This window comes from Pantoea sp. ACRSC (assembly GCF_022346785.1).
Classification (GTDB): domain Bacteria; phylum Pseudomonadota; class Gammaproteobacteria; order Enterobacterales; family Enterobacteriaceae; genus Pantoea; species Pantoea alvi.
In genome coordinates this window covers 69,219-88,964 of sequence record NZ_JAKRNN010000014.1, presented here as the reverse complement: position 1 = coordinate 88,964, position 19,746 = coordinate 69,219, and the positions used below count along the sequence as shown (strand labels likewise).

Here is a 19,746-nt window from a genome sequence, read left to right as displayed (position 1 = left end):
GCCTGCCTGCCGCGGGCGATTACTCTGCCACCAGGTGCCAGCCGCGCGCGCGCCATAGCTCTGGCAGCGCGGCCATATCGGTAAAGCGCGTCACCAGCGGGTGGTCGATTTCTGGATTGTGCGCGTCCGCGCAGTAGTAAAATACCGGGATGCCCGCCGCGATGCCGGCGCGGGCGCCCGCTTCGGAGTCATCCACCAGAATGCAGCGATCGACAGGCACCTGCATCTGCCCGGCGGCGTAATAGATCAGCGCCGGATCGGGCTTCCAGCTTGAGATGTCGTAACCGCTGTAAAGACGGTCAGCAAACCAGGGCAGCATCGCGGTCAGCCCCAGCGAATGCTGCATCTTCTTTACCGTGCCGTTGGAGACGACGCACATCGGCACGGTTATTTTCTCCACCAGCGCTTTGGCACCCGGAATTTCCGTCAGCGACGCGTCGAACAGGCGCGCCACCTCGGCGCGGTAGTCGGTTTCAAAGGCCGCCTGCGACAGCGTGGCGTGATGGGTTTCCGCTACGTCGCGAATAATGTCGTAGAGCTGAACGCCTTTATACCTTTCGAACATCTCCTGTAACGAGCAGGTAATTCCGTAGCGCGCGAAGGTGTTGACGTACGCCTGGGTGCAGAGCAATTCGCTGTCCACAAGGGTGCCGTCGCAGTCAAAAAAGACACACTCTACTGCCATCTGTCGCTATCCTTCTGTTTTCGAGAGAGCACACACTTTAACCTAATCGCCGCAGATTGCGATCCCGGAAACGGTTGCGAAAAATCATTGTATTGCCGCGGCAAAGCGGTCAGGATACGCGCCGAGTTCTTTTCATCAGGATCGTTGGCATGAGTAAACAAGGCCTTTTGCAGCGCGTTTTTAAGCTGCAGGAACATGGCACTACGGTGCGCACCGAGATTATTGCCGGTGTCACCACTTTCCTGACGATGGTCTACATCGTCTTTGTTAACCCGCAGATTCTTGGCGTGGCGGGCATGGATACCCAGGCGGTATTTGTTACGACCTGCCTTATCGCCGCGTTCGGCAGCATTCTGATGGGCCTGATCGCCAATCTGCCGGTGGCGCTGGCGCCAGCGATGGGGCTCAACGCCTTTTTCGCCTTTGTGGTGGTCGGCGCGATGGGCTATTCGTGGCAGGTAGGCATGGGCGCCATTTTCTGGGGCGCGCTGGGGCTGCTGATCCTGACGCTGCTGCGCGTGCGCTACTGGATGATCGCCAATATTCCGCTGAGCCTGCGCGTTGGCATCACCGCCGGTATCGGCCTGTTTATCGCCATGATGGGGCTGAAAAACGCCGGTATTATCGTCGCGAATCCCGATACTATCGCCGCCGTCGGCAATCTGACCGCGCACAGCGTACTGCTCGGCGCGCTCGGCTTTTTTATTATCGCTATTCTGGCGTCGCGCAATATCCATGCGGCGGTGCTGATCTCTATGGTGATCACCACGGCACTCGGCTGGGCGCTCGGCGATGTGAAATTTGTTGGCCTCTTCTCCGCGCCGCCGGCGATTACCAGCGTGGTTGGTCAGGTGGATATTAAAGGCGCGTTCAATATCGGCATGGCGGGCGTTATCTTCTCCTTTATGCTGGTTAACCTGTTCGACTCTTCCGGCACCCTGATTGGCGTAACCGATAAAGCGGGCCTGACCGATGAGCAAGGCACGTTTCCGCGTATGAAGCAGGCGCTGTTTGTGGATAGCTTTAGCTCGGTAACGGGCGCGCTGGCGGGTACTTCGTCAGTGACCGCTTACATCGAAAGTTCGTCCGGCGTAGCGATCGGCGGCCGCACCGGCCTGATGGCGGTGGTGACCGGGGTGCTTTTTCTGCTGGTGATGTTCCTGTCGCCGCTGGCGGCGATGGTGCCGGGCTATGCGGCTGCAGGCGCGCTGATCTACGTTGGCGTGCTGATGACCGCCAGCCTGTCGCGCGTGCGCTGGGACGATCTCACCGAAGCGGTGCCGGCCTTCGTAACCGCGGCGATGATGCCGTTTAGCTTCTCCATTACCGAAGGCATCGCGTTGGGCTTTATCGCCTACTGCGTGATGAAGCTGGGCACCGGCCGCTGGCGCGAGATCAGCCCCTGCGTGGTGGTTGTGGCGCTGCTGTTCGTGTTAAAAATCGCCTTTATCGACGCGCATTAACAGGAAGGCTCAGGCTCTGTCGCAAACCGCTGAGTCGTCTGCAAGCGGGTGAGATGAACCGAAGCGCAAAGTGCTGGAAAATTGCCCTGTAAAAAAAGCCGCTTAAGCGGCTTTTTTTATAGCTCTGGATGGAGGCTGCGCTCCCGCGGTGAGCTGGTCAGACGCAGCGTGCGCGGCCCGATATTGGGCTTGCTCATCTCTACGTCGCGCAGCGCATGCCACTCGCGCGAGGCATCGATTTCCCACAGGTGCAGCCGCTGGGTGGCGGCCGACAGGGCGCATGACCACACCAGCGTCGGCTCGGCGTCGCACACCGCCTGAATATCGGGATAGCTCGTCGAGCGCAGGCGTCCGGCCGCGGGCTGCAGCCGCAGCGAGGCCATATTATCGTTACCTTCGCCGGTCAGCTTAAGAATGCTCTGGCGCAGCGTCCAGATCTGCGTCACCGCTTCCATAAAATCCTGCTGCGCATTAATCCAGGCGCGCTCGCCAGACGTAAGCGACTGCATCAGCTGCTCCTGCGTCTGGCGGCTATGGGCGCGTACGATCTCCATATCCAGCCCGGCGCGTCCGCCCTCTTCGGCAAGGAGCACGCCGACCATATTGCCGGCATAGGCGATGCTGAAATCGGGCAAATCGCGATCGGCAAAGGCCGGGCGGCCATTGCTGTGGGTAACGAGAGCAGGAAGGGTGCTGATACCGTAAACGCGCAGCATCAGCTGCGCCAGCATCAGACGGGCAAGCAAAAAACGTCCACGGTGTCTGTCAGGCAGCTGTCGTGCCTGATCGAGAACATCCTGCGGCATGCGCATGGCGTCAGCGACAATGCCGCGATCGCCCATCCAACGTACAAAATGACCCGCCATCTGTCGCTCCGTGAAAATGGTCACTTAATCATCAGGGCGCATTGTAAGAATTTTCTGAGGATAATGCATCCGGCATCCAGCAGAATGGCGCAATATTCAGAATCGGCTGATAAAAAGAGGCGAAAAAAGAGAGGCCGCTACGCGCTTGCGCAGCGGCAGATTAGCGTCAGGCCAGCTTGCACGCCTGTTCAAAACCCAGACGCGGCAGGCGCGGATGCAGCTTCTCGCTATCGCCGTAGCCGAGGTTAATCAACATATTGACCTGCCAGCTGCTGTCGGCGAAGAACGCCTCGTTGATTTTCGCCGGATCGAAGCCTGACATTGGACCGGCATCCAGCCCAAGCGAGCGCGCGGCCAGGATCAGATAGCCCGCCTGCAGGCTGCTGTTGCGAAAGGCGGTCTCTTTCACCAGTTCTGGACTGCCGGTAAACCAGCTGCGCGCATCGGCGTGTGGAAACAGCTGCGGCAGCCGATCGTAAAACGCCATATCGTGAGCGACGATGACCGTTACCGGCGCGCTCATGGTCTTCTCTATATTGCCGGACGAGAGCGCCGGCTTCAGCTTCTCTTTGCCTTCCTGCGAGGTGACAAACACAAAGCGGCCTGGCGAGCAGTTGGCCGAGGTCGGGCCAAGCGCGGTCAGCGTATAGAGCTGCTCCAGAATGCCAGCTTCGAGGGGTTTGTCCTGCCAGTAGCTATGGGTGCGGGCTTCGTTAAACAGCTGGTCGAGTGCGGTGTTGTCGAGCGGTGTATGCATTCTACTCTCCTTGGGTCAGGCGGAAGCAGCCGCCTGAGAGATGCCATTGTGAAGGCGTATCCGGGAAAACCGGTGCTTACCGTTTATACCCTAACGGCGGTTCGTCGCCAAATAACAAAGGTGCAAACAGACGGGGATGGGCTGAAGAGGAGGGAGAAAGTGCACAGTTTGACGTTGGGATTAGTAGCCAGCTTCTTTCTGGTGGCGGAAGGCTAAAATATAGATACGATCTTCATGCTGTTCATAACGGTATAGCGCGACGTAGCCTGAATCGCCGAAGTCAATCAGGAGCTCTCGTAGTTGAGGTGCTTCGAAAAAAGGTCGGCCGATTTCTGGGGTTTTTTCCAGTTGTTCAAATTGCTTTTCAAGCACCTGACCCGCTTTAAGCGCCGCAAGTGGATTCTTATTCATTAAAAACTCACGGCAACGCGCCAGCCCGCTAGCGGCGCGTTGGGTAACAATTACTTGTGGCATTCAGGAATATCCGTTTCCGCCTCCGTCCCCCAGTTGCGTAACCAGCTTTTCACTTCTTCACCGGTGAGATGCAGGCCCGTTTCCTGATATTCACGCCATGAATCCAGGGCCTCTTGCTTAAAGCTTTCACGCGCCTCTTCTCGCTCGATGTACTGAGCAATAGCGGTGACCATGAGGTAGTGCGGGCTGCGGTCCCGAGAATCCGCCAGTTTTTTCACGCGCTCTTTAAGAAGGCTGTCAATCTTCAGTGTGGTGCTGGTGGTTGGCATAATGCGATCCTCGTATGACCTGTAAGGTGTTACCTTTTACTATTCTAAAAGGTAACACCTGAAGCGCAATAAATGAACAGCCCAGCGTCGGTACCGATCATTTACCAATACAGAAGCTGGAAAAAATCCGCCCCAGCAAATCATCTGAGGTGAACTCGCCGGTGATCTCACTCAACGCCTGCTGTGCCAGCCGCAGCTCTTCCGCCAGCAGTTCGCCCGCCCACGCGCCCAGCAGCTGCGCCTTGCCCTGCTGTAAGTGAGTAGCCGCTAACTCTAGCGCCTGAAGATGACGGCGACGCGCCAGGAAGCCGCCTTCCATATTGCCGGAAAAGCCCATCGACTGCTTAAGATGGTCGCGCAGCGCGTCGACGCCTGCGCCGGTACGCGCCGAAAGGCGAATAAGTGAGTGATGATTTACTTCTGTCAGGCCCAGGGTTTCGCCGGTGACGTCCGCCTTGTTGCGCACCACGGTAATCGGCAACGCCGCAGGCAGGCGCGAGACGAAGTCGGGCCAGATCTGCGCCGCTTCCGTGGCGTCGGTCGTGGTGCCGTCTACCATAAACAGCACGCGATCCGCCTGTTCAATCTCCTGCCAGGCGCGCTCGATGCCGATGCGCTCAACTTCGTCGCTGGCCTCACGCAGCCCCGCGGTATCGATAATATGCAGCGGCATGCCGTCGATATGAATATGTTCACGCAGCACGTCGCGCGTGGTGCCGGCGATATCGGTCACGATCGCCGCTTCGCGCCCGGCCAGGGCGTTAAGCAGGCTCGACTTACCCGCATTTGGCCGACCCGCAATCACCACCTTCATGCCTTCGCGCAGCAGGCTGCCCTGACGCGCCTCGGCGCGTACGGCGTCGAGATCGACAATCACCTCATCAAGCTGCGCTTCGATTTTACCGTCGGAGAGAAAGTCGATCTCTTCATCGGGGAAGTCGATAGCCGCTTCGACGTAGATACGCAGATGGGTGAGTGCTTCCACCAGCTGGTTGATGCGGGTAGAGAAGGCACCCTGCAGCGAGTTAACTGCGGAACGTGCCGCCTGCTCGGAGCTGGCGTCAATCAGATCGGCGATCGCCTCGGCCTGCGCCAGGTCGAGCTTGTCGTTCAAAAAGGCGCGCTCGGAAAATTCGCCCGGCTGGGCGATGCGCACGCCGGGCAGCGCCACGATACGCTTCAGCAGCAGATCGAGGATCACCGGGCCGCCGTGGCCCTGCAGCTCCAGCACATCTTCGCCGGTAAAGGAGTTCGGGCCGGGAAACCACAGCGCGATGCCCTGGTCCAGCACGCTGCCGTCAGCATCTTTAAACGGCAGATAGTCGGCGTAGCGCGCCTTTGGCAGCTTGCCGAGCACCTGCTGCGCCACCTCGGCGGCGCGCGCGCCGGAGATGCGCAAAATACCGACGCCGCCGCGTCCGGGAGGCGTCGCCTGGGCGACGATAGTATCGCTGTGGCTCATGGGATTTTCTCTCGCTAAAAAAATAAGGCGGTCTTATCGACCGCCTCAGGGTAAACCAGATTGTCAGACGGGCGTAAGCGCGTTACGCCTTCTTCTTGTCGCGGCTGTGCAGACCGCGTTTTTCCAGCCCGCGATAAATCAGCTGCTGCTGGAGAATGGTTACCAGGTTGCTGACGATGTAGTACAGCACCAGACCTGACGGGAACCACAGGAAGAACACGGTAAAGATAACCGGCATATAGGTCATGATCTTCTGCTGCATCGGATCGGTCACGGTGGTCGGTGACATCTTCTGAATGAAGAACATGGTAATGCCCATCAGAATCGGCAGAATGTAGTAGGGGTCCTGCGCCGACAGGTCGTGGATCCAGAGGACAAACGGCGCATGGCGCAGTTCAACCGAGCCAGACAGCATATAGTAGAGCGCAAGGAAGATCGGCATCTGGATAACCAGCGGCAGACAGCCGCCCAGCGGGTTGACCTTCTCCGCTTTATACAGCGCCATCATCTCCTGGCTTTGCTTCTGCTTGTCGTCGCCCAGACGCTCGCGCATCGCCTGAATCTTCGGCTGCAGCATACGCATTTTCGCCATCGAGGTGTACTGCGCCTTCGTCAGCGGGTACATGATGCCGCGCACGATAAAGGTGATAACGATGATGGAGAAGCCCCAGTTACCGATAAAGCTGTGGATAAACTTCAGCAGCTTAAACAGCGGCTGAGAGATAAACCACAGCCAGCCGTAGTCAACGGTCAGGTCGAGATGCGGCGCAACGGCAGCCATCTTGTCCTGAATTTCCGGGCCGACCCACAGCGTAGCGCCCAGATCCTGCTGCTGACCCGCAGCCACGGTGACCGGCGCAGATTTATAGCCGATCGCCGCAACGCCGTTGCCCAGGTTGCTGGTGTAGAGCGCGTTGTTGCCAGCGGTACGCGGCACCCATGCGGTAGCAAAATATTGCTGCAGCATCGCCACCCAGCCGTTGCTGGTGGTGGCGTTCAGGTTTTCGTTGTCCGCGATGGTATCGAACTTATACTTTTCGTACTTCTCTTCGCTGGTGGAGTAGGCCGCACCGCGGAAGGTATGCAACGCAAAGTTATTGCTGCCGGTGTCACGATGCTTCGGCAGATCGATAGTCTGTTTCAGCTGACCAAACAGCGACACTTCCAGCGGCTGCTGGGTGGTGTTGTTGACGTTATAGGTCACGTCCACCGCGTATTCGCCACGCTTGAAAATAAAGGTTTTGGTGTAAACCACGCCATTTTCAGCGGTGAAGGTCATCGGCACGCGCAGTTCGGTCTGGCCGTCAGCCATCTCGAAGTGATCCTGCTGAGCGGTGAACAGCGGACGCGCGCCGTTGTTCGGGTTATCGGGACCGTTACGGCCAGTGAGTCCGCTCTGAGCCTGATAAACGAAGGATGGCGTGGTCTCCAGCAGCTGGAACGGCTGGTCAGAACCCAGTTTGTCCGGGTAGGTCAGCAGCTGAGCTTGCTCAACATCGCCACCGCGGGTGTTGATATTCAATGACAGGACATCAGTCTTAACGGTGATCGTTTTGCCCTGGCTGCTGGCCGGAACGCCCTGGCTGGCGGCATCACCTGCTGCGCTGTTGGTGTTTTGCGTGGTCTGGGTCTGCTGCGGCTGCGGAGCGTGGTCCGTCTGCCAGGCTTGCCAGATCATGAAAGACACGAACAGAAAAGCGATGAGAAAAAGATTGCGTTGCGAATCCATCGTTAATGTTCTCTGGTATCAAAGGTTTTTTGGCGGCACAGGATCGTCACCACCCGGGTTCAAAGGGTGGCATTTTAATACGCGTTTGAGTGTCAACCAACTGCCTTTTATCAGGCCAAACCTGCGTAACGCCTCAATTCCATAATGAGAGCAGGTTGGCTGAAACCGACAGTGTGGTCCCAGCAAGGGGCTGATGCCGCGCTGATAGACGCGGATCAGGACGATCAGGAGCCGCGCGCCAGGCGACAGTGACGACGCCATAACTTCTCCAACGCTTCCGCCAACATACGGTTGTCGAGATCGGCAATCCCCTTTTTCGCTACAACGACGAAGTCCATCGCTGGCAGTTCATGCTGAAGCAGACGAAAGCTCTCTCGGGTCAAACGTTTGATCCGGTTGCGTTCGTGTGCGCGCTTGACATGCTTTTTAGCGACGGTAAGACCGATGCGGGGATGCCCCAGCGAATTAAGGCGGCCGAGGATGGTGATTTGCGGCGTGCCAGCCCGTTGTGGCTGCTGGAAGACGAAAGTGAAATGAGTGGGAGTTAACAAGCGTAACTCCCTGGGAAATGCGAGCTTAACCACGAGGGTTAGCTTTTATTACTTAGAAACGGTCAGACGAGAACGGCCTTTAGCACGACGACGTGCCAGAACCTGACGACCATTTTTGGTTGCCATACGAGCACGGAAGCCGTGAGAACGGTTGCGCTTCAGTACGGACGGTTGAAAAGTGCGTTTCATGGCGATTTCTACCTAAACTTGAAAAATTTCACTGGGTGACGCGTTTTTGGGCCAGTAAAACGACCGACGCCTCAATGTGTCTTTAATAAAGAGGCGGGATTGTAATAATTGTACAGTCCAGAGTCAATTTACTTCGCTGGTCGCGGTACCTGGAAGCCCGGATACAGCCCGCTGAGTCCGGGCATTGGGCATAACGCGACAACGCCGGGGGAAGAATTATACGGCCTCCGCTTTAAAGCGCAAGGATCCCACGGGATCTTCTTACGATCGGGCCGCTGAGGATCCGCGTGAAAACGAGAGGCGGCCTGAAAAAGCCGCTATTTTTCGACGATCCCCGCAGCTTTTTTCGCCAGCAGGCGTAAACTGTTTTACCTGTCCACGGCCTGTGGATAAAAAGGATCAAAACTGTGTAGAAAGTGAAGATCTCTGCCTCGCTTTGCGCTATGATCCGCCCTTCCGCTGACGATCCGGTCGCGATCCCAGGGACGGAAACCGCTGATAGCGGTCGCAGGCGCTTTCTACCGTCTGTGTCAAAAATGAACGTTTCTTTATTAGCGCCTACTATTTCTTATCGATTTTGTACAAGTGGAGTCCGCCGTGTCACTTACGCTCTGGCAACAGTGTCTTGCCCGTTTGCAGGATGAGCTTCCTGCCACCGAATTCAGCATGTGGATTCGACCGCTGCAGGCGGAGTTAAACGACAATACGCTGGCCTTGTATGCACCAAATCGGTTTGTGCTCGACTGGGTACGAGATAAATACATCAATAACATCAACGGGCTGCTGAACGAATTCTGCGGCGTGGACGTGCCTTTGCTGCGTTTCGAAGTCGGGACGCGCGCCGTACAGCAGCAGCCTGCGGCGATGAGCCAGCCGGCGATGGCGAGCGTTAGCGCGCCCGCACCGGTCGAGAGCCGTCCTGCGCCTGCGCAGATTCTGCGCCCAAGCTGGGATAACGTCCCGGCACCGGCCGATGTGACCTACCGCTCTAACGTAAATAACCGTCATAACTTCGATAACTTCGTTGAAGGTAAATCCAACCAGCTGGCGCGCGCGGCGGCGCGTCAGGTGGCGGACAATCCTGGCGGCGCTTACAACCCGCTCTTCCTTTATGGCGGCACCGGCCTGGGCAAAACCCACCTGCTGCACGCGGTTGGCAACGGCATTATCGCGCGCAAGCCGAATGCCAAAGTGGTCTATATGCACTCCGAGCGCTTCGTGCAGGATATGGTGAAGGCGCTGCAAAACAACGCCATTGAAGAGTTCAAGCGCTACTACCGCTCCGTTGATGCGCTGCTTATCGATGACATTCAGTTCTTCGCCAATAAAGAGCGCTCGCAGGAGGAGTTTTTCCACACCTTCAACGCGCTGCTGGAAGGCAATCAGCAGATCATTTTGACCTCTGACCGCTACCCTAAAGAGATCAACGGGGTGGAAGATCGCCTGAAGTCGCGCTTCGGCTGGGGACTGACGGTCGCCATCGAGCCGCCAGAGCTGGAGACGCGCGTGGCGATTCTGATGAAAAAAGCGGATGAAAACGATATTCGTCTGCCGGGCGAAGTTGCCTTTTTTATCGCCAAACGCCTGCGCTCCAATGTCCGCGAGCTGGAGGGGGCGCTGAATCGCGTAATCGCCAACGCTAACTTTACCGGCCGCGCCATTACCATCGATTTTGTGCGCGAAGCGCTGCGCGATCTGCTGGCGCTGCAGGAAAAGCTGGTGACCATCGACAATATCCAGAAGACGGTGGCGGAGTATTACAAAATTAAGGTCGCGGATCTGCTGTCCAAGCGCCGTTCGCGCTCGGTCGCGCGTCCGCGCCAGATGGCGATGGCGATGGCGAAAGAGCTGACCAACCACAGTCTGCCGGAAATCGGCGACGCATTTGGCGGCCGCGACCACACCACGGTGCTTCACGCCTGCCGCAAAATCGAGCAGCTGCGCGAAGAGAGCCACGACATAAAAGAAGATTTCTCTAATCTCATTCGAACTTTATCCTCCTGACGCTATGAAATTTATTGTTGAACGTGAACAGTTGCTAAAGCCGCTGCAGCAAGTCAGCGGCCCGTTAGGCGGTCGCCCGACGCTGCCGATCCTGGGAAATCTGCTGATGCAGGTCAACGACGGTACGCTGTTGCTGACCGGCACCGATCTGGAAATGGAGATGGTGGCGCGCGTGGCGCTGACCCAGCCGCACGAGCCGGGCGCAACCACCGTCCCGGCGCGTAAATTCCTCGACATCTGTCGCGGACTGCCCGAGGGCGCAGAGATTAACGTTACGCTGGAAGGCGAACGTATGCTGGTGCGCTCCGGGCGCAGCCGCTTTTCGCTCTCCACCCTGCCGGCCAGCGACTTTCCTAATCTGGACGACTGGCAGAGCGAAGTGGAGTTTACGCTGCCGCAGGCGACGCTGAAGCGCCTGATCGAGGCGACGCAGTTCTCTATGGCGCATCAGGATGTGCGCTACTACCTCAACGGCATGCTGTTTGAGACCGAAGGCGAAGAGCTGCGCACCGTCGCTACCGACGGCCACCGTCTGGCGGTCTGCTCGATGCCGATTGGTCAGGCGCTGCCGAACCATTCGGTGATCGTGCCGCGTAAAGGGGTGATTGAGCTGGTGCGCCTGCTGGATGGCGGTGAGACGCCGCTTCAGGTGCAGATTGGCAGCAGCAATATCCGCGCCCACGTCGGCGACTTTATCTTTACCTCGAAGCTGGTGGATGGTCGCTTCCCCGACTATCGTCGCGTACTGCCGAAAAACCCGGACAAGGTGCTGGAAGCGGGCTGCGATATTCTCAAGCAGGCTTTTGCGCGCGCGGCCATTCTGTCGAATGAGAAATTCCGCGGTGTTCGCCTCTATATCACCGAAAATCAGCTGAAGATCACCGCTAATAACCCTGAACAGGAAGAGGCGGAAGAGATGCTGGACGTGACCTACGGCGGCAGCGAGCTGGAGATCGGCTTTAACGTCAGCTACGTGTTGGACGTACTGAACGCGCTGAAGTGCGAGAACGTGCGTCTGCTGCTGACCGATTCGGTGTCGAGCGTGCAGATCGAAGATCTCGCGAGTCCGGCCGCCGCCTACGTCGTAATGCCCATGCGGTTATAGAATATATCGGCCTGGCTTACTTGCCATTCTGGTCGCGGGCAGTGCTCGTCCCTGGTCACATACTTCAGTATGCGCCCAGGGCCTGCGCGCTGGCCGCAACCTGAGTGGCTGCAACGCCGACGGCCTGATGATGGTGAGGCCGTTATCGGGCTTCGCCGTTGGCCACAGGCTGCTTAAAGGCGATACCTCTTTGTGCCCTTCACGCTGGACTGATTCATGGCTTTAACCCGCCTCCTTATCAAAGACTTTCGTAATATCGAGCAGGCCGATCTGGCGCTGGCGCCGGGATTTAACTTCCTGGTCGGCGCAAACGGCAGCGGCAAAACCAGCGTGCTGGAGGCGATCTACACGCTTGGCCACGGTCGCGCGTTTCGCAGCCTGCAGGCGGGACGCGTGATCCGCCACGACGAAGCCGCCTTTGTGCTGCACGGTCGCATTGAGGGCAGCGAGCGGGAAATTTCGGTTGGCCTGACCAAAAACCGCGCGGGTGACAGCAAGGTGCGCATCGACGGCAGCGACGGCCATAAAGTCGCGGAGCTGGCGCAGCTGCTGCCGATGCAGTTAATTACGCCCGAGGGGTTTACTTTGCTCAACGGCGGCCCCAAATACCGTAGAGCCTATGTCGACTGGGGCTGTTTTCACAACACACCCGGTTTCTTCAACGCCTGGAGCAATTTGCGGCGCCTGCTAAAGCAGCGCAACGCCGCGCTGCGTCAGGTCACGCGCTACAGCCAAATCCGCGCCTGGGATCAGGAGCTGGTGCCGCTGGCGGAGCAGATCAGCCAGTGGCGCGCGGAATACAGCGAAGCCATTTCAGCGGAGATCGTCGCCACCTGCGGGCAGTTTTTGCCAGAGTTCGCGCTGAACTTCTCTTTCCAGCGCGGCTGGGACAAAGAGAGCGCCTACGCCGAGCTGCTGGAGCGCAATTTCGAGCGCGATCGTGCGCTGACCTATACCGCCAGCGGCCCGCATAAAGCGGATTTCCGCATACGCGCCGACGGCACGCCGGTTGAAGATCTGCTGTCGCGCGGCCAGTTAAAACTATTGATGTGTGCATTGCGTCTGGCGCAGGGCGAGTTCCTGACGCGCCAGAGCGGACGCCGCTGTCTTTACCTGATTGATGACTTCGCCTCCGAGCTGGATGACAGCCGTCGGCGCCTGCTGGCGCAACGACTGAAAGCCACGCAGGCTCAGGTGTTTGTCAGCGCTATCGCCACCGATCATGTCATCGATATGAGTGACGAAAAGGGCAAGATGTTCCGCGTGGAACAGGGTAAAATAGCGGTTCAACCTGAAGATTAAATGAGCGAGAAACGTTGATGTCGAATTCTTATGACTCCTCAAGTATCAAAGTTCTGAAAGGGCTGGATGCGGTACGCAAACGTCCGGGTATGTATATCGGCGATACGGATGACGGCACCGGTCTGCACCATATGGTATTCGAGGTCGTGGATAACGCAATCGACGAAGCGCTCGCCGGTCACTGTAGTGATATCGTCGTGACCATTCATGCCGACAATTCCGTTTCCGTTCAGGATGATGGCCGTGGTATTCCCACCGGCATTCACGAAGAAGAGGGCGTTTCCGCTGCGGAAGTGATCATGACCGTGCTGCACGCAGGCGGCAAGTTCGACGATAACTCCTATAAAGTATCGGGCGGTCTGCACGGCGTGGGCGTCTCGGTTGTGAACGCCCTGTCGCAGAAGCTGGAGCTGACCATTCGTCGCGAAGGCAAAGTGCACCAGCAGACTTACGTGCACGGCGTGCCTGAGGCACCGCTGAACGTCACCGGCGAAACCGATCTGACCGGCACCCGCGTGCGTTTCTGGCCGAGCCACGAAACCTTCACCAACGTTGTCGAGTTTGAATACGACATTCTGGCGAAGCGCCTGCGCGAACTCTCGTTCCTGAACTCCGGCGTATCAATTCGTCTGGAAGACAAGCGTGACGGCAAAGCCGATCACTTCCACTACGAAGGCGGCATTAAGGCGTTTGTCGAATACCTGAATAAAAACAAAACCCCTATCCATCCGAATGTGTTCTATTTCTCCACCGAAAAAGATGGCATTGGCGTGGAAGTGGCGCTGCAGTGGAATGACGGGTTCCAGGAGAACATCTACTGCTTCACCAACAACATTCCGCAGCGCGACGGCGGCACGCACCTGGCGGGCTTCCGTGCGGCGATGACGCGTACCCTGAATGCCTATATGGACAAAGAGGGCTACAGCAAAAAAGCGAAAGTCAGCGCCACCGGCGACGACGCCCGTGAAGGCCTGGTCGCCGTGGTGTCGGTTAAAGTGCCGGATCCGAAGTTCTCTTCACAGACCAAAGACAAGCTGGTTTCTTCTGAAGTGAAATCGGCGGTGGAACAGCAGATGAACGAACTGCTGAGCGAATACCTGCTGGAAAACCCGAGCGACGCGAAAATCGTGGTCGGCAAGATTATCGACGCCGCCCGCGCCCGTGAAGCAGCGCGTCGCGCACGCGAAATGACGCGCCGTAAGGGTGCGCTCGACCTGGCGGGCCTGCCGGGCAAGCTGGCGGACTGCCAGGAGCGCGATCCGGCGCTCTCTGAAATCTACCTTGTGGAGGGTGACTCCGCGGGTGGCTCGGCGAAGCAGGGCCGCAACCGTAAGAATCAGGCGATCCTGCCGCTGAAGGGTAAAATCCTTAACGTAGAGAAAGCGCGCTTCGACAAGATGCTCTCTTCGCAGGAAGTGGCGACGCTGATCACCGCGCTCGGCTGCGGCATCGGCCGCGACGAATACAACCCTGATAAGCTGCGCTATCACAGCATCATCATCATGACCGATGCGGACGTCGACGGCTCGCACATCCGTACGCTGCTGTTGACCTTCTTCTATCGTCAGATGCCGGAAATTATCGAGCGTGGCCACGTCTATATTGCGCAGCCGCCGCTCTACAAGGTGAAGAAAGGCAAGCAGGAGCAGTACATCAAAGACGATGAGGCGATGGATCAGTATCAAATCGCTATCGCCCTGGACGGCGCGACCCTGCACACCAACGCCAGCGCGCCGGCGCTGGGCGGTGAGCCGCTGGAAAATCTGGTTGCGGAGTTCAACAGCACCCAGAAGATGATCAAACGTATGGAGCGCCGCTATCCGGTCGCGCTGCTGCGCGCGCTGGTTTATCACCCAACGCTGAGCGATCTGAGCAATCAGGCGGAGGTTCAGGCCTGGCTGGAGGCGCTGGTGGCCTTCCTGGCCGAGCGCGAAACCCACGGCAGCAGCTATGTCGCCCAGGTCCGTGAAAACCGCGAGCAGAACCTTTTCGAACCGGTGCTGCGCGTGCGCACGCACGGCGTCGACACCGATTATACGCTGGACGCCGAGTTCATTCAGGGACCGGAGTACCGTAAAATCAACTCGCTGGGCGAGAAGCTGCGCGGCCTGATTGAGGAAGACGCCTACATCGAGCGCGGCGAACGCCGTCAGCCGGTCGCCAGCTTTGAGCAGGCTATCGAATGGCTGGTGAAAGAGTCGCGTCGCGGCCTGTCGGTACAGCGCTATAAAGGTCTGGGCGAGATGAACGCCGAGCAGCTGTGGGAAACCACAATGGATCCAGACAGCCGTCGCATGCTGCGCGTCACCATCAAGGACGCTATCGCCGCCGATCAGCTCTTTACCACGCTGATGGGCGATGCGGTCGAGCCGCGCCGCGCCTTTATCGAAGAGAACGCCCTGAAAGCGGCCAATATCGATATTTAAGCCAACAGACGGCGACTAAAGCTAAAGTGTGGGTGACAGGAACCGAAGAGCAAAGCGTCCCGCGACAGGATGTCGTGGGCCGAGCGGTCAGGGACGACGAACAGCGACTTTGCGATCGGTTTCTGTCACCCACGCCGTCTCCAGCTTGCAAACCCTTCCCAACCGGAAGGGTTTTTTTATGCCTGAATGGCCGCCAAACTGGTCAGAGTGAGCTGAATCGCGCTAGCATTTAAGCCAAACCCTGACTCAACGAGGAAGCTATGGCGATTAAACTGGTTGCAATTGATATGGACGGCACGCTGCTTAACCCGCAGCACGAGATCACCGCTGGCGTTAAGTCAGCTATCGATCGCGCGCATAAAAAAGGCGTTGCCGTGGTGCTGGCGACCGGGCGTCCATACGTGGGGATCCAGCGCTACCTGATGGAGCTCGGCCTGGTGGATGACGGCCAGTACTGCATCAGCTACAACGGCGCGCTGGTGCAGCAGGCCAAAGATGGCGAGTGTGTGGCGGAAATCACGCTGGGTTTTGACGACTATCTCTATATTGAACAGCTGGCACGCGATCTGGGCGTCCATTTCCAGGCGTTCGACAAATCCTCGCTCTATACGCCGAACAAAGATCTCAGCGAATACACCATCCATGAGGCGAGCCTGACCGGCATTCCGGTGCGCTACCGCGCAGTGGAAGAGATGGACCGCGCCACGCGTTTTCCCAAGCTGATGATGATCGATAAACCCGCTCTGCTGGATAGTGCTATTCAGCGCCTGCCGGCTCAGGCGCAGCAGAACTACACCCTTCTCAAGAGCGCGCCGTATTACCTGGAGATCCTCGATCGCCGCGTAAACAAAGGTCAGGGCGTTAAAATGCTGGCAGAGAAGCTGGGCCTGGCGCGCGACGAGGTAATGGCGATCGGCGACCAGGAAAATGACCTGGCGATGATCGAGTACGCCGGCATAGGCGTCGCAATGGGCAACGCCATCGACTCCGTTAAGCAGATTGCGCAGTTCGTTACCAAAACCAATATGGAAGACGGCGTCGCGCACGCTATCGAAGAGCTGGTGCTCTAACCCTTCCCGGACGGCATTCCGCCGTCCAGCCTCGCATTTTTCGCTTTCCGCGCGGGCCTGCTGGCCCGCATTGTCTGTTTTGTGATCTGTATTGTAGTACAAATTTAATTTTGAATACTACAATCAGCGTCACTCTTCTCAGCTGAGATCAAACCGCTAATGAAGGTCGATCGCACAGCGTCGCAGCGCTGATGATCGAACGCAGCCGTTACAGGCTGCGGCATGACTATTAAAAAAAACAAACGGTTACCTGCTGCTACCCTACCTGAACTGAGGATCTTGCGATGAACAACCCTCTTCACCTCAGCACCATTAAGAAAATGAACCTGCGCATCATGCTGTTTATCATGCTGCTCTACCTGATCGCCTATATCGACCGCGCCAATATCTCGGTCGCCGCGCTGCAGATGAATGCCGATTTAGCCATGACCGCTGAAATGTACGGCATCGCCGCCGGTATCTTCTATGTCACCTATATCATCTTTGAAGTGCCGAGCAACGTGCTGTTGACGCGCGTCGGCGCGCGCCGCTGGATCGCGCGCATTATGGTGAGCTGGGGCATCATCGCCGCGGGCATGAGCCTGGTGCAGACGCCGACGCAGCTCTACGTAATGCGCTTTCTGCTCGGCGCGGCGGAGGCGGGTTTTACGCCCGGCATCATCTTTTATCTGAGCTGCTGGTATCCGCGCAGCGACCGCGCGCGCGCCATGTCGCTGTTTTATATCGGCGCGGCGCTGGCGTCGGTGATCGGCCTGCCGCTGTCGGGCAGCCTGCTTAATCTGCACGGCATGCTGGGCGTCGAAGGCTGGCGCTGGCTGTTTCTGCTGGAAGGTATTCCGGCGTTCGCGCTCGGCATCGTCACCTGGTTCTACCTCGACGATGCGCCAGCTAACGCGCGCTGGCTGACGGCGGAGCAGCGCAGCTACCTGCAGCAGACGCTGGCGCGCGACGAGCAGCATTCAGCGATACGCGATCATAACTGGCGCATCGCGCTGAAAAGCAGACGCGTCTGGACGCTGAGCCTGCTGTGGCTGCTGCAGGCTTTCGGCACCATCGGCGTAACGCTGTTTCTGCCGATGATTGTCAAAGCGGTCGCGGCGGAGCGCAGCAACCTGACGGTCAGCCTGCTGTCGGCGGTGCCTTTTCTGTTCGCCTGCATTTTTATGTACCTTAACGGACGCCATTCCGATCGCACCGGCGAACGGGCGCGCCATCTCGGCTTGCCGCTGATGGCGGCGGGTCTGCTGCTGCTGGCGGCGCTGGCGGTGCCGCAGCAGTGGATGGCGTATCTGCTGCTGGTGCTGATGGTCGGGCTGAACTGGGCCATTACGCCGGTATTCTGGGCGGTGACTACCGAAACGGTCTCCGGCGTGGCGGGCGCGGCGTCGGTGGCGCTGATCAATGCGGTGGCGAATATCGCCGGGCTGGCTTTTCCGCCGGTAATGGGACGTATTAAAGACGCCACCAGCAGCTATAACGACGGCCTGCTGATTGTGGCGGGCGCGCTTATCCTCGGCGGGGTGCTGGGGCTGTTCGTCGGGCGTAAACGGGCAATTGAGGGCGTCGACGCGCCGCAGCCGAAATCAGAGCTGCATCTTTAACGCTTTTGGCGTAGCGTGTGGGGCAACATTTTTAGTCAGGTTGCCCTATGCGCGAAAAACAGATCACCTTTAGCCCGCGACATCATCAGCTTACCAACAGCAACGTCTGGACCGCCGACAGCCAGTGGCTCGCTTTTGACGTGCGTCCGTCGGGCGCCTCCTTTACCAGCGAGACCATTGAGCGCGTCAACGTGCAGACGGGCGCGGTCGAGGTGCTCTATCGCGCAACCGACGGCGCCCACGTGGGCGTGGTAACCGTCAGCCCGGATCTGCCGCCGCGCTATCTGTGCATTCACGGCCCGGAACAGCCCGACGAGCGCTGGCATTACGATTTCCATCACCGGCGCGGCGTAATCGTGCAAAACGGCCGCGCGCAAAACCTCGACGCCTGCGATATCACGCCACCCTTTACGCCCGGCGCGCTGCGCGGCGGCTCGCATGTGCATCTCTTCAGCCCGGACGGTACGCGCGTCAGCTTCACCTACAACGATCACGTGATGCATGAGAAGGACCTGAAAGAGGATTTGCGCAACGTCGGCATCGCGCTGCCGCTGCGCGCGGTGGATCCGATTAAACAGCATTCTCGCGAATATGGCGGCAGCCACTTCTGCGTGCTGATCAGCCGCACTACCGCCACGCCGCGTCCAGGCAGCGACGAGATTAACCGCGCCTGTGAAGAGGGCTGGATCGGCACGCGCGGCTATCAAAAGCCGGACGGCAGCTGGCAGCGCTGGGCCATCGCCTTTATCGGCGACACGCTCTCCGCCGCGGGCGATAAACAGCCGGAAGTGTTTATTGTCGATCTGCCGGAGGCGCTGGAGGCGTACGCCATGCCGGGCGACGAACCGCTGGAGGGCACGGAGAGCAGCCTGCCCGCGCCGCCCGCCGGCGTGCACCAGCGTCGCCTGACCAATACGCCGCGCGGACTGGCCCAGCAGCCGCGCCAATGGCTGCGCAGCGCGCCTGACGGCAGCGCCATCGCCTTTTTAATGGCGGACGAGCAGGATGTGGTCCAGTTCTGGACGGTGTCGCCCAACGGCGGCGAGCCGCGCCAGGTGACGCGGCTGGCGCATTCGGTGCAGTCGGCCTTTAGCTGGCATCCGCAGGGCGTGGCCGTCGCGTTTATTAGCGACAACCAGGTGATGCGCTGCGATATCAGCAGCGGAGCCTGTCAGCCGCTGACCGACCGCAGCGAAGAGCCGCCGAGCGGCGACGCGGTGGTCTGGTCGCCGGACGGGCAGCTGATCGCCTTTATGCGTGAGGTCGACGGCTGGCGCCAGCTCTTTACTGTGTCGGCGTAGCCGCAGGATAGGGTGCGGCCTGCGCCAGATTTTCCTGCGTGTGGTTGAGTTTTTCGCTTTGAAGAATGCGCTCACGCGGGGAATCGATCGATTTATCGTCGTCGCTGCGCGCGTAGTCCCACGGCAGCAGCAGCGTATCCAGCACGGCGGAAAAGGGCAGATCGATTAGCGCCAGCGGCTTCAGCGCCCAGCTGCTCTGATCGTCGACCAGAATATCGGCGCTGGCGCGCGTGCCCGGATAGTAGCCCTGATTCGGGCCGGTATGCGACATGACGCTGGAGCATCCTGTAAGCGTAAAGGTGCAGCAGGCCAGCGCGCCTGCCAGAGGAAATGCCTTCAATCTTTTCATCTTCATCATCCCTTCAACTGTGGCGTTCGCCCCGGCTGAGTTAGCTTGTCCGCTAACGTCCTCACTCTACGGCAAGGTGCGCTATGTCAGACGAAAGGTCCCCTGAGTGTATGCCACTTCAGCGGATTGGCGAAAAAAATTGC

The 19,746-nt window shown here is 58.7% G+C and carries 18 protein-coding genes and 1 pseudogene; 8 read left to right on the top strand and 11 right to left on the bottom strand.

Annotated elements, in window-relative coordinates:
- Nucleotides 1–19: 19 nt before the first annotated feature.
- The gene (yieH, locus tag MHZ97_RS14735) at nt 20–685 is read right to left on the bottom strand and encodes a 6-phosphogluconate phosphatase (RefSeq protein WP_239315216.1); all 666 of its coding nucleotides are present in this window, start codon (nt 683–685) and stop codon (nt 20–22) included.
- Nucleotides 686–834: 149 nt separating this feature from the next.
- On the opposite strand from yieH, the gene MHZ97_RS14730 reads away from it, so the two are divergent.
- Nucleotides 835–2,148 (top strand): NCS2 family permease, encoded by a 1,314-nt coding sequence (locus tag MHZ97_RS14730; RefSeq protein ID WP_239315215.1) that lies wholly within the window; start codon nt 835–837, stop codon nt 2,146–2,148.
- A 116-nt stretch (nt 2,149–2,264) separates the two neighbouring features.
- Here the strand turns inward: MHZ97_RS14730 and MHZ97_RS14725 are convergent, their stop codons facing one another.
- The 9 genes and pseudogenes from MHZ97_RS14725 to rpmH form a co-directional block, all read right to left on the bottom strand.
- Entirely contained in the window at nt 2,265–3,014 is a 750-nt protein-coding gene (locus MHZ97_RS14725; protein WP_103797099.1) for a 4'-phosphopantetheinyl transferase superfamily protein, read from the bottom strand.
- 166 nt (nt 3,015–3,180) lie between these two features.
- A complete protein-coding gene (locus MHZ97_RS14720) occupies nt 3,181–3,771 on the bottom strand; it encodes a malonic semialdehyde reductase (protein ID WP_103797100.1) in 591 nt (196 codons plus the stop codon).
- A 180-nt stretch (nt 3,772–3,951) separates the two neighbouring features.
- Entirely contained in the window at nt 3,952–4,245 is a 294-nt protein-coding gene (locus tag MHZ97_RS14715; protein WP_239315214.1) for a type II toxin-antitoxin system RelE/ParE family toxin, read from the bottom strand.
- Nucleotides 4,233–4,514, bottom strand: a complete 282-nt coding sequence (locus MHZ97_RS14710; protein ID WP_103797102.1) for a CopG family ribbon-helix-helix protein — start codon at nt 4,512–4,514, stop codon at nt 4,233–4,235. The genes MHZ97_RS14715 and MHZ97_RS14710 overlap by 13 nt, the downstream gene beginning before the upstream one ends.
- A 97-nt stretch (nt 4,515–4,611) precedes the next feature.
- A complete protein-coding gene (gene mnmE, locus MHZ97_RS14705; RefSeq protein WP_084884316.1) occupies nt 4,612–5,976 on the bottom strand; it encodes a tRNA uridine-5-carboxymethylaminomethyl(34) synthesis GTPase MnmE in 1,365 nt (454 codons plus the stop codon).
- 82 nt (nt 5,977–6,058) lie between these two features.
- A complete protein-coding gene (gene yidC, locus MHZ97_RS14700) occupies nt 6,059–7,705 on the bottom strand; it encodes a membrane protein insertase YidC (RefSeq protein WP_239315213.1) in 1,647 nt (548 codons plus the stop codon).
- A gap of 2 nt (nt 7,706–7,707) precedes the next feature.
- Nucleotides 7,708–7,966, bottom strand: a pseudogene (gene yidD, locus MHZ97_RS14695) (membrane protein insertion efficiency factor YidD).
- Nucleotides 7,930–8,289, bottom strand: a complete 360-nt coding sequence (rnpA, locus tag MHZ97_RS14690) for a ribonuclease P protein component (protein WP_033755442.1) — start codon at nt 8,287–8,289, stop codon at nt 7,930–7,932. Before rnpA ends, yidD begins: the two are co-directional and overlap by 37 nt.
- 15 nt (nt 8,290–8,304) lie before the next feature.
- On the bottom strand, nt 8,305–8,445 hold the full coding sequence (gene rpmH, locus MHZ97_RS14685; RefSeq protein WP_003849659.1) for a 50S ribosomal protein L34: 141 nt from the start codon (nt 8,443–8,445) through the stop codon (nt 8,305–8,307).
- 597 nt (nt 8,446–9,042) lie between these two features.
- Between rpmH and dnaA the strand changes: the two genes are divergently transcribed.
- The 7 genes from dnaA (at nt 9,043) to MHZ97_RS14650 (ending at nt 19,254) form a co-directional block, all read left to right on the top strand.
- Nucleotides 9,043–10,449, top strand: a complete 1,407-nt coding sequence (gene dnaA / locus MHZ97_RS14680; RefSeq protein WP_103797104.1) for a chromosomal replication initiator protein DnaA — start codon at nt 9,043–9,045, stop codon at nt 10,447–10,449.
- A gap of 4 nt (nt 10,450–10,453) precedes the next feature.
- Nucleotides 10,454–11,554, top strand: a complete 1,101-nt coding sequence (gene dnaN, locus MHZ97_RS14675; protein WP_103797105.1) for a DNA polymerase III subunit beta — start codon at nt 10,454–10,456, stop codon at nt 11,552–11,554.
- Nucleotides 11,555–11,770: 216 nt separating this feature from the next.
- On the top strand, nt 11,771–12,856 hold the full coding sequence (gene recF, locus MHZ97_RS14670) for a DNA replication/repair protein RecF (protein ID WP_103797106.1): 1,086 nt from the start codon (nt 11,771–11,773) through the stop codon (nt 12,854–12,856).
- A 17-nt stretch (nt 12,857–12,873) separates the two neighbouring features.
- Nucleotides 12,874–15,282 carry a DNA topoisomerase (ATP-hydrolyzing) subunit B gene (gyrB, locus tag MHZ97_RS14665; RefSeq protein ID WP_103797107.1) on the top strand — a complete coding sequence of 803 codons (2,409 nt, stop codon included), beginning with the start codon at nt 12,874–12,876 and terminating at the stop codon, nt 15,280–15,282.
- A gap of 260 nt (nt 15,283–15,542) precedes the next feature.
- Nucleotides 15,543–16,352, top strand: a complete 810-nt coding sequence (gene yidA, locus MHZ97_RS14660) for a sugar-phosphatase (protein WP_239315212.1) — start codon at nt 15,543–15,545, stop codon at nt 16,350–16,352.
- Between the two features lie 284 nt (nt 16,353–16,636).
- A complete protein-coding gene (locus tag MHZ97_RS14655; RefSeq protein ID WP_239315211.1) occupies nt 16,637–17,953 on the top strand; it encodes an MFS transporter in 1,317 nt (438 codons plus the stop codon).
- Between the two features lie 47 nt (nt 17,954–18,000).
- On the top strand, nt 18,001–19,254 hold the full coding sequence (locus MHZ97_RS14650) for a DUF3748 domain-containing protein (RefSeq protein ID WP_239315210.1): 1,254 nt from the start codon (nt 18,001–18,003) through the stop codon (nt 19,252–19,254).
- Here the strand turns inward: MHZ97_RS14650 and MHZ97_RS14645 are convergent.
- Entirely contained in the window at nt 19,238–19,603 is a 366-nt protein-coding gene (locus tag MHZ97_RS14645; RefSeq protein ID WP_224481582.1) for a YceK/YidQ family lipoprotein, read from the bottom strand. The genes MHZ97_RS14650 and MHZ97_RS14645 overlap by 17 nt on opposite strands.
- Nucleotides 19,604–19,746: the final 143 nt, after the last annotated feature.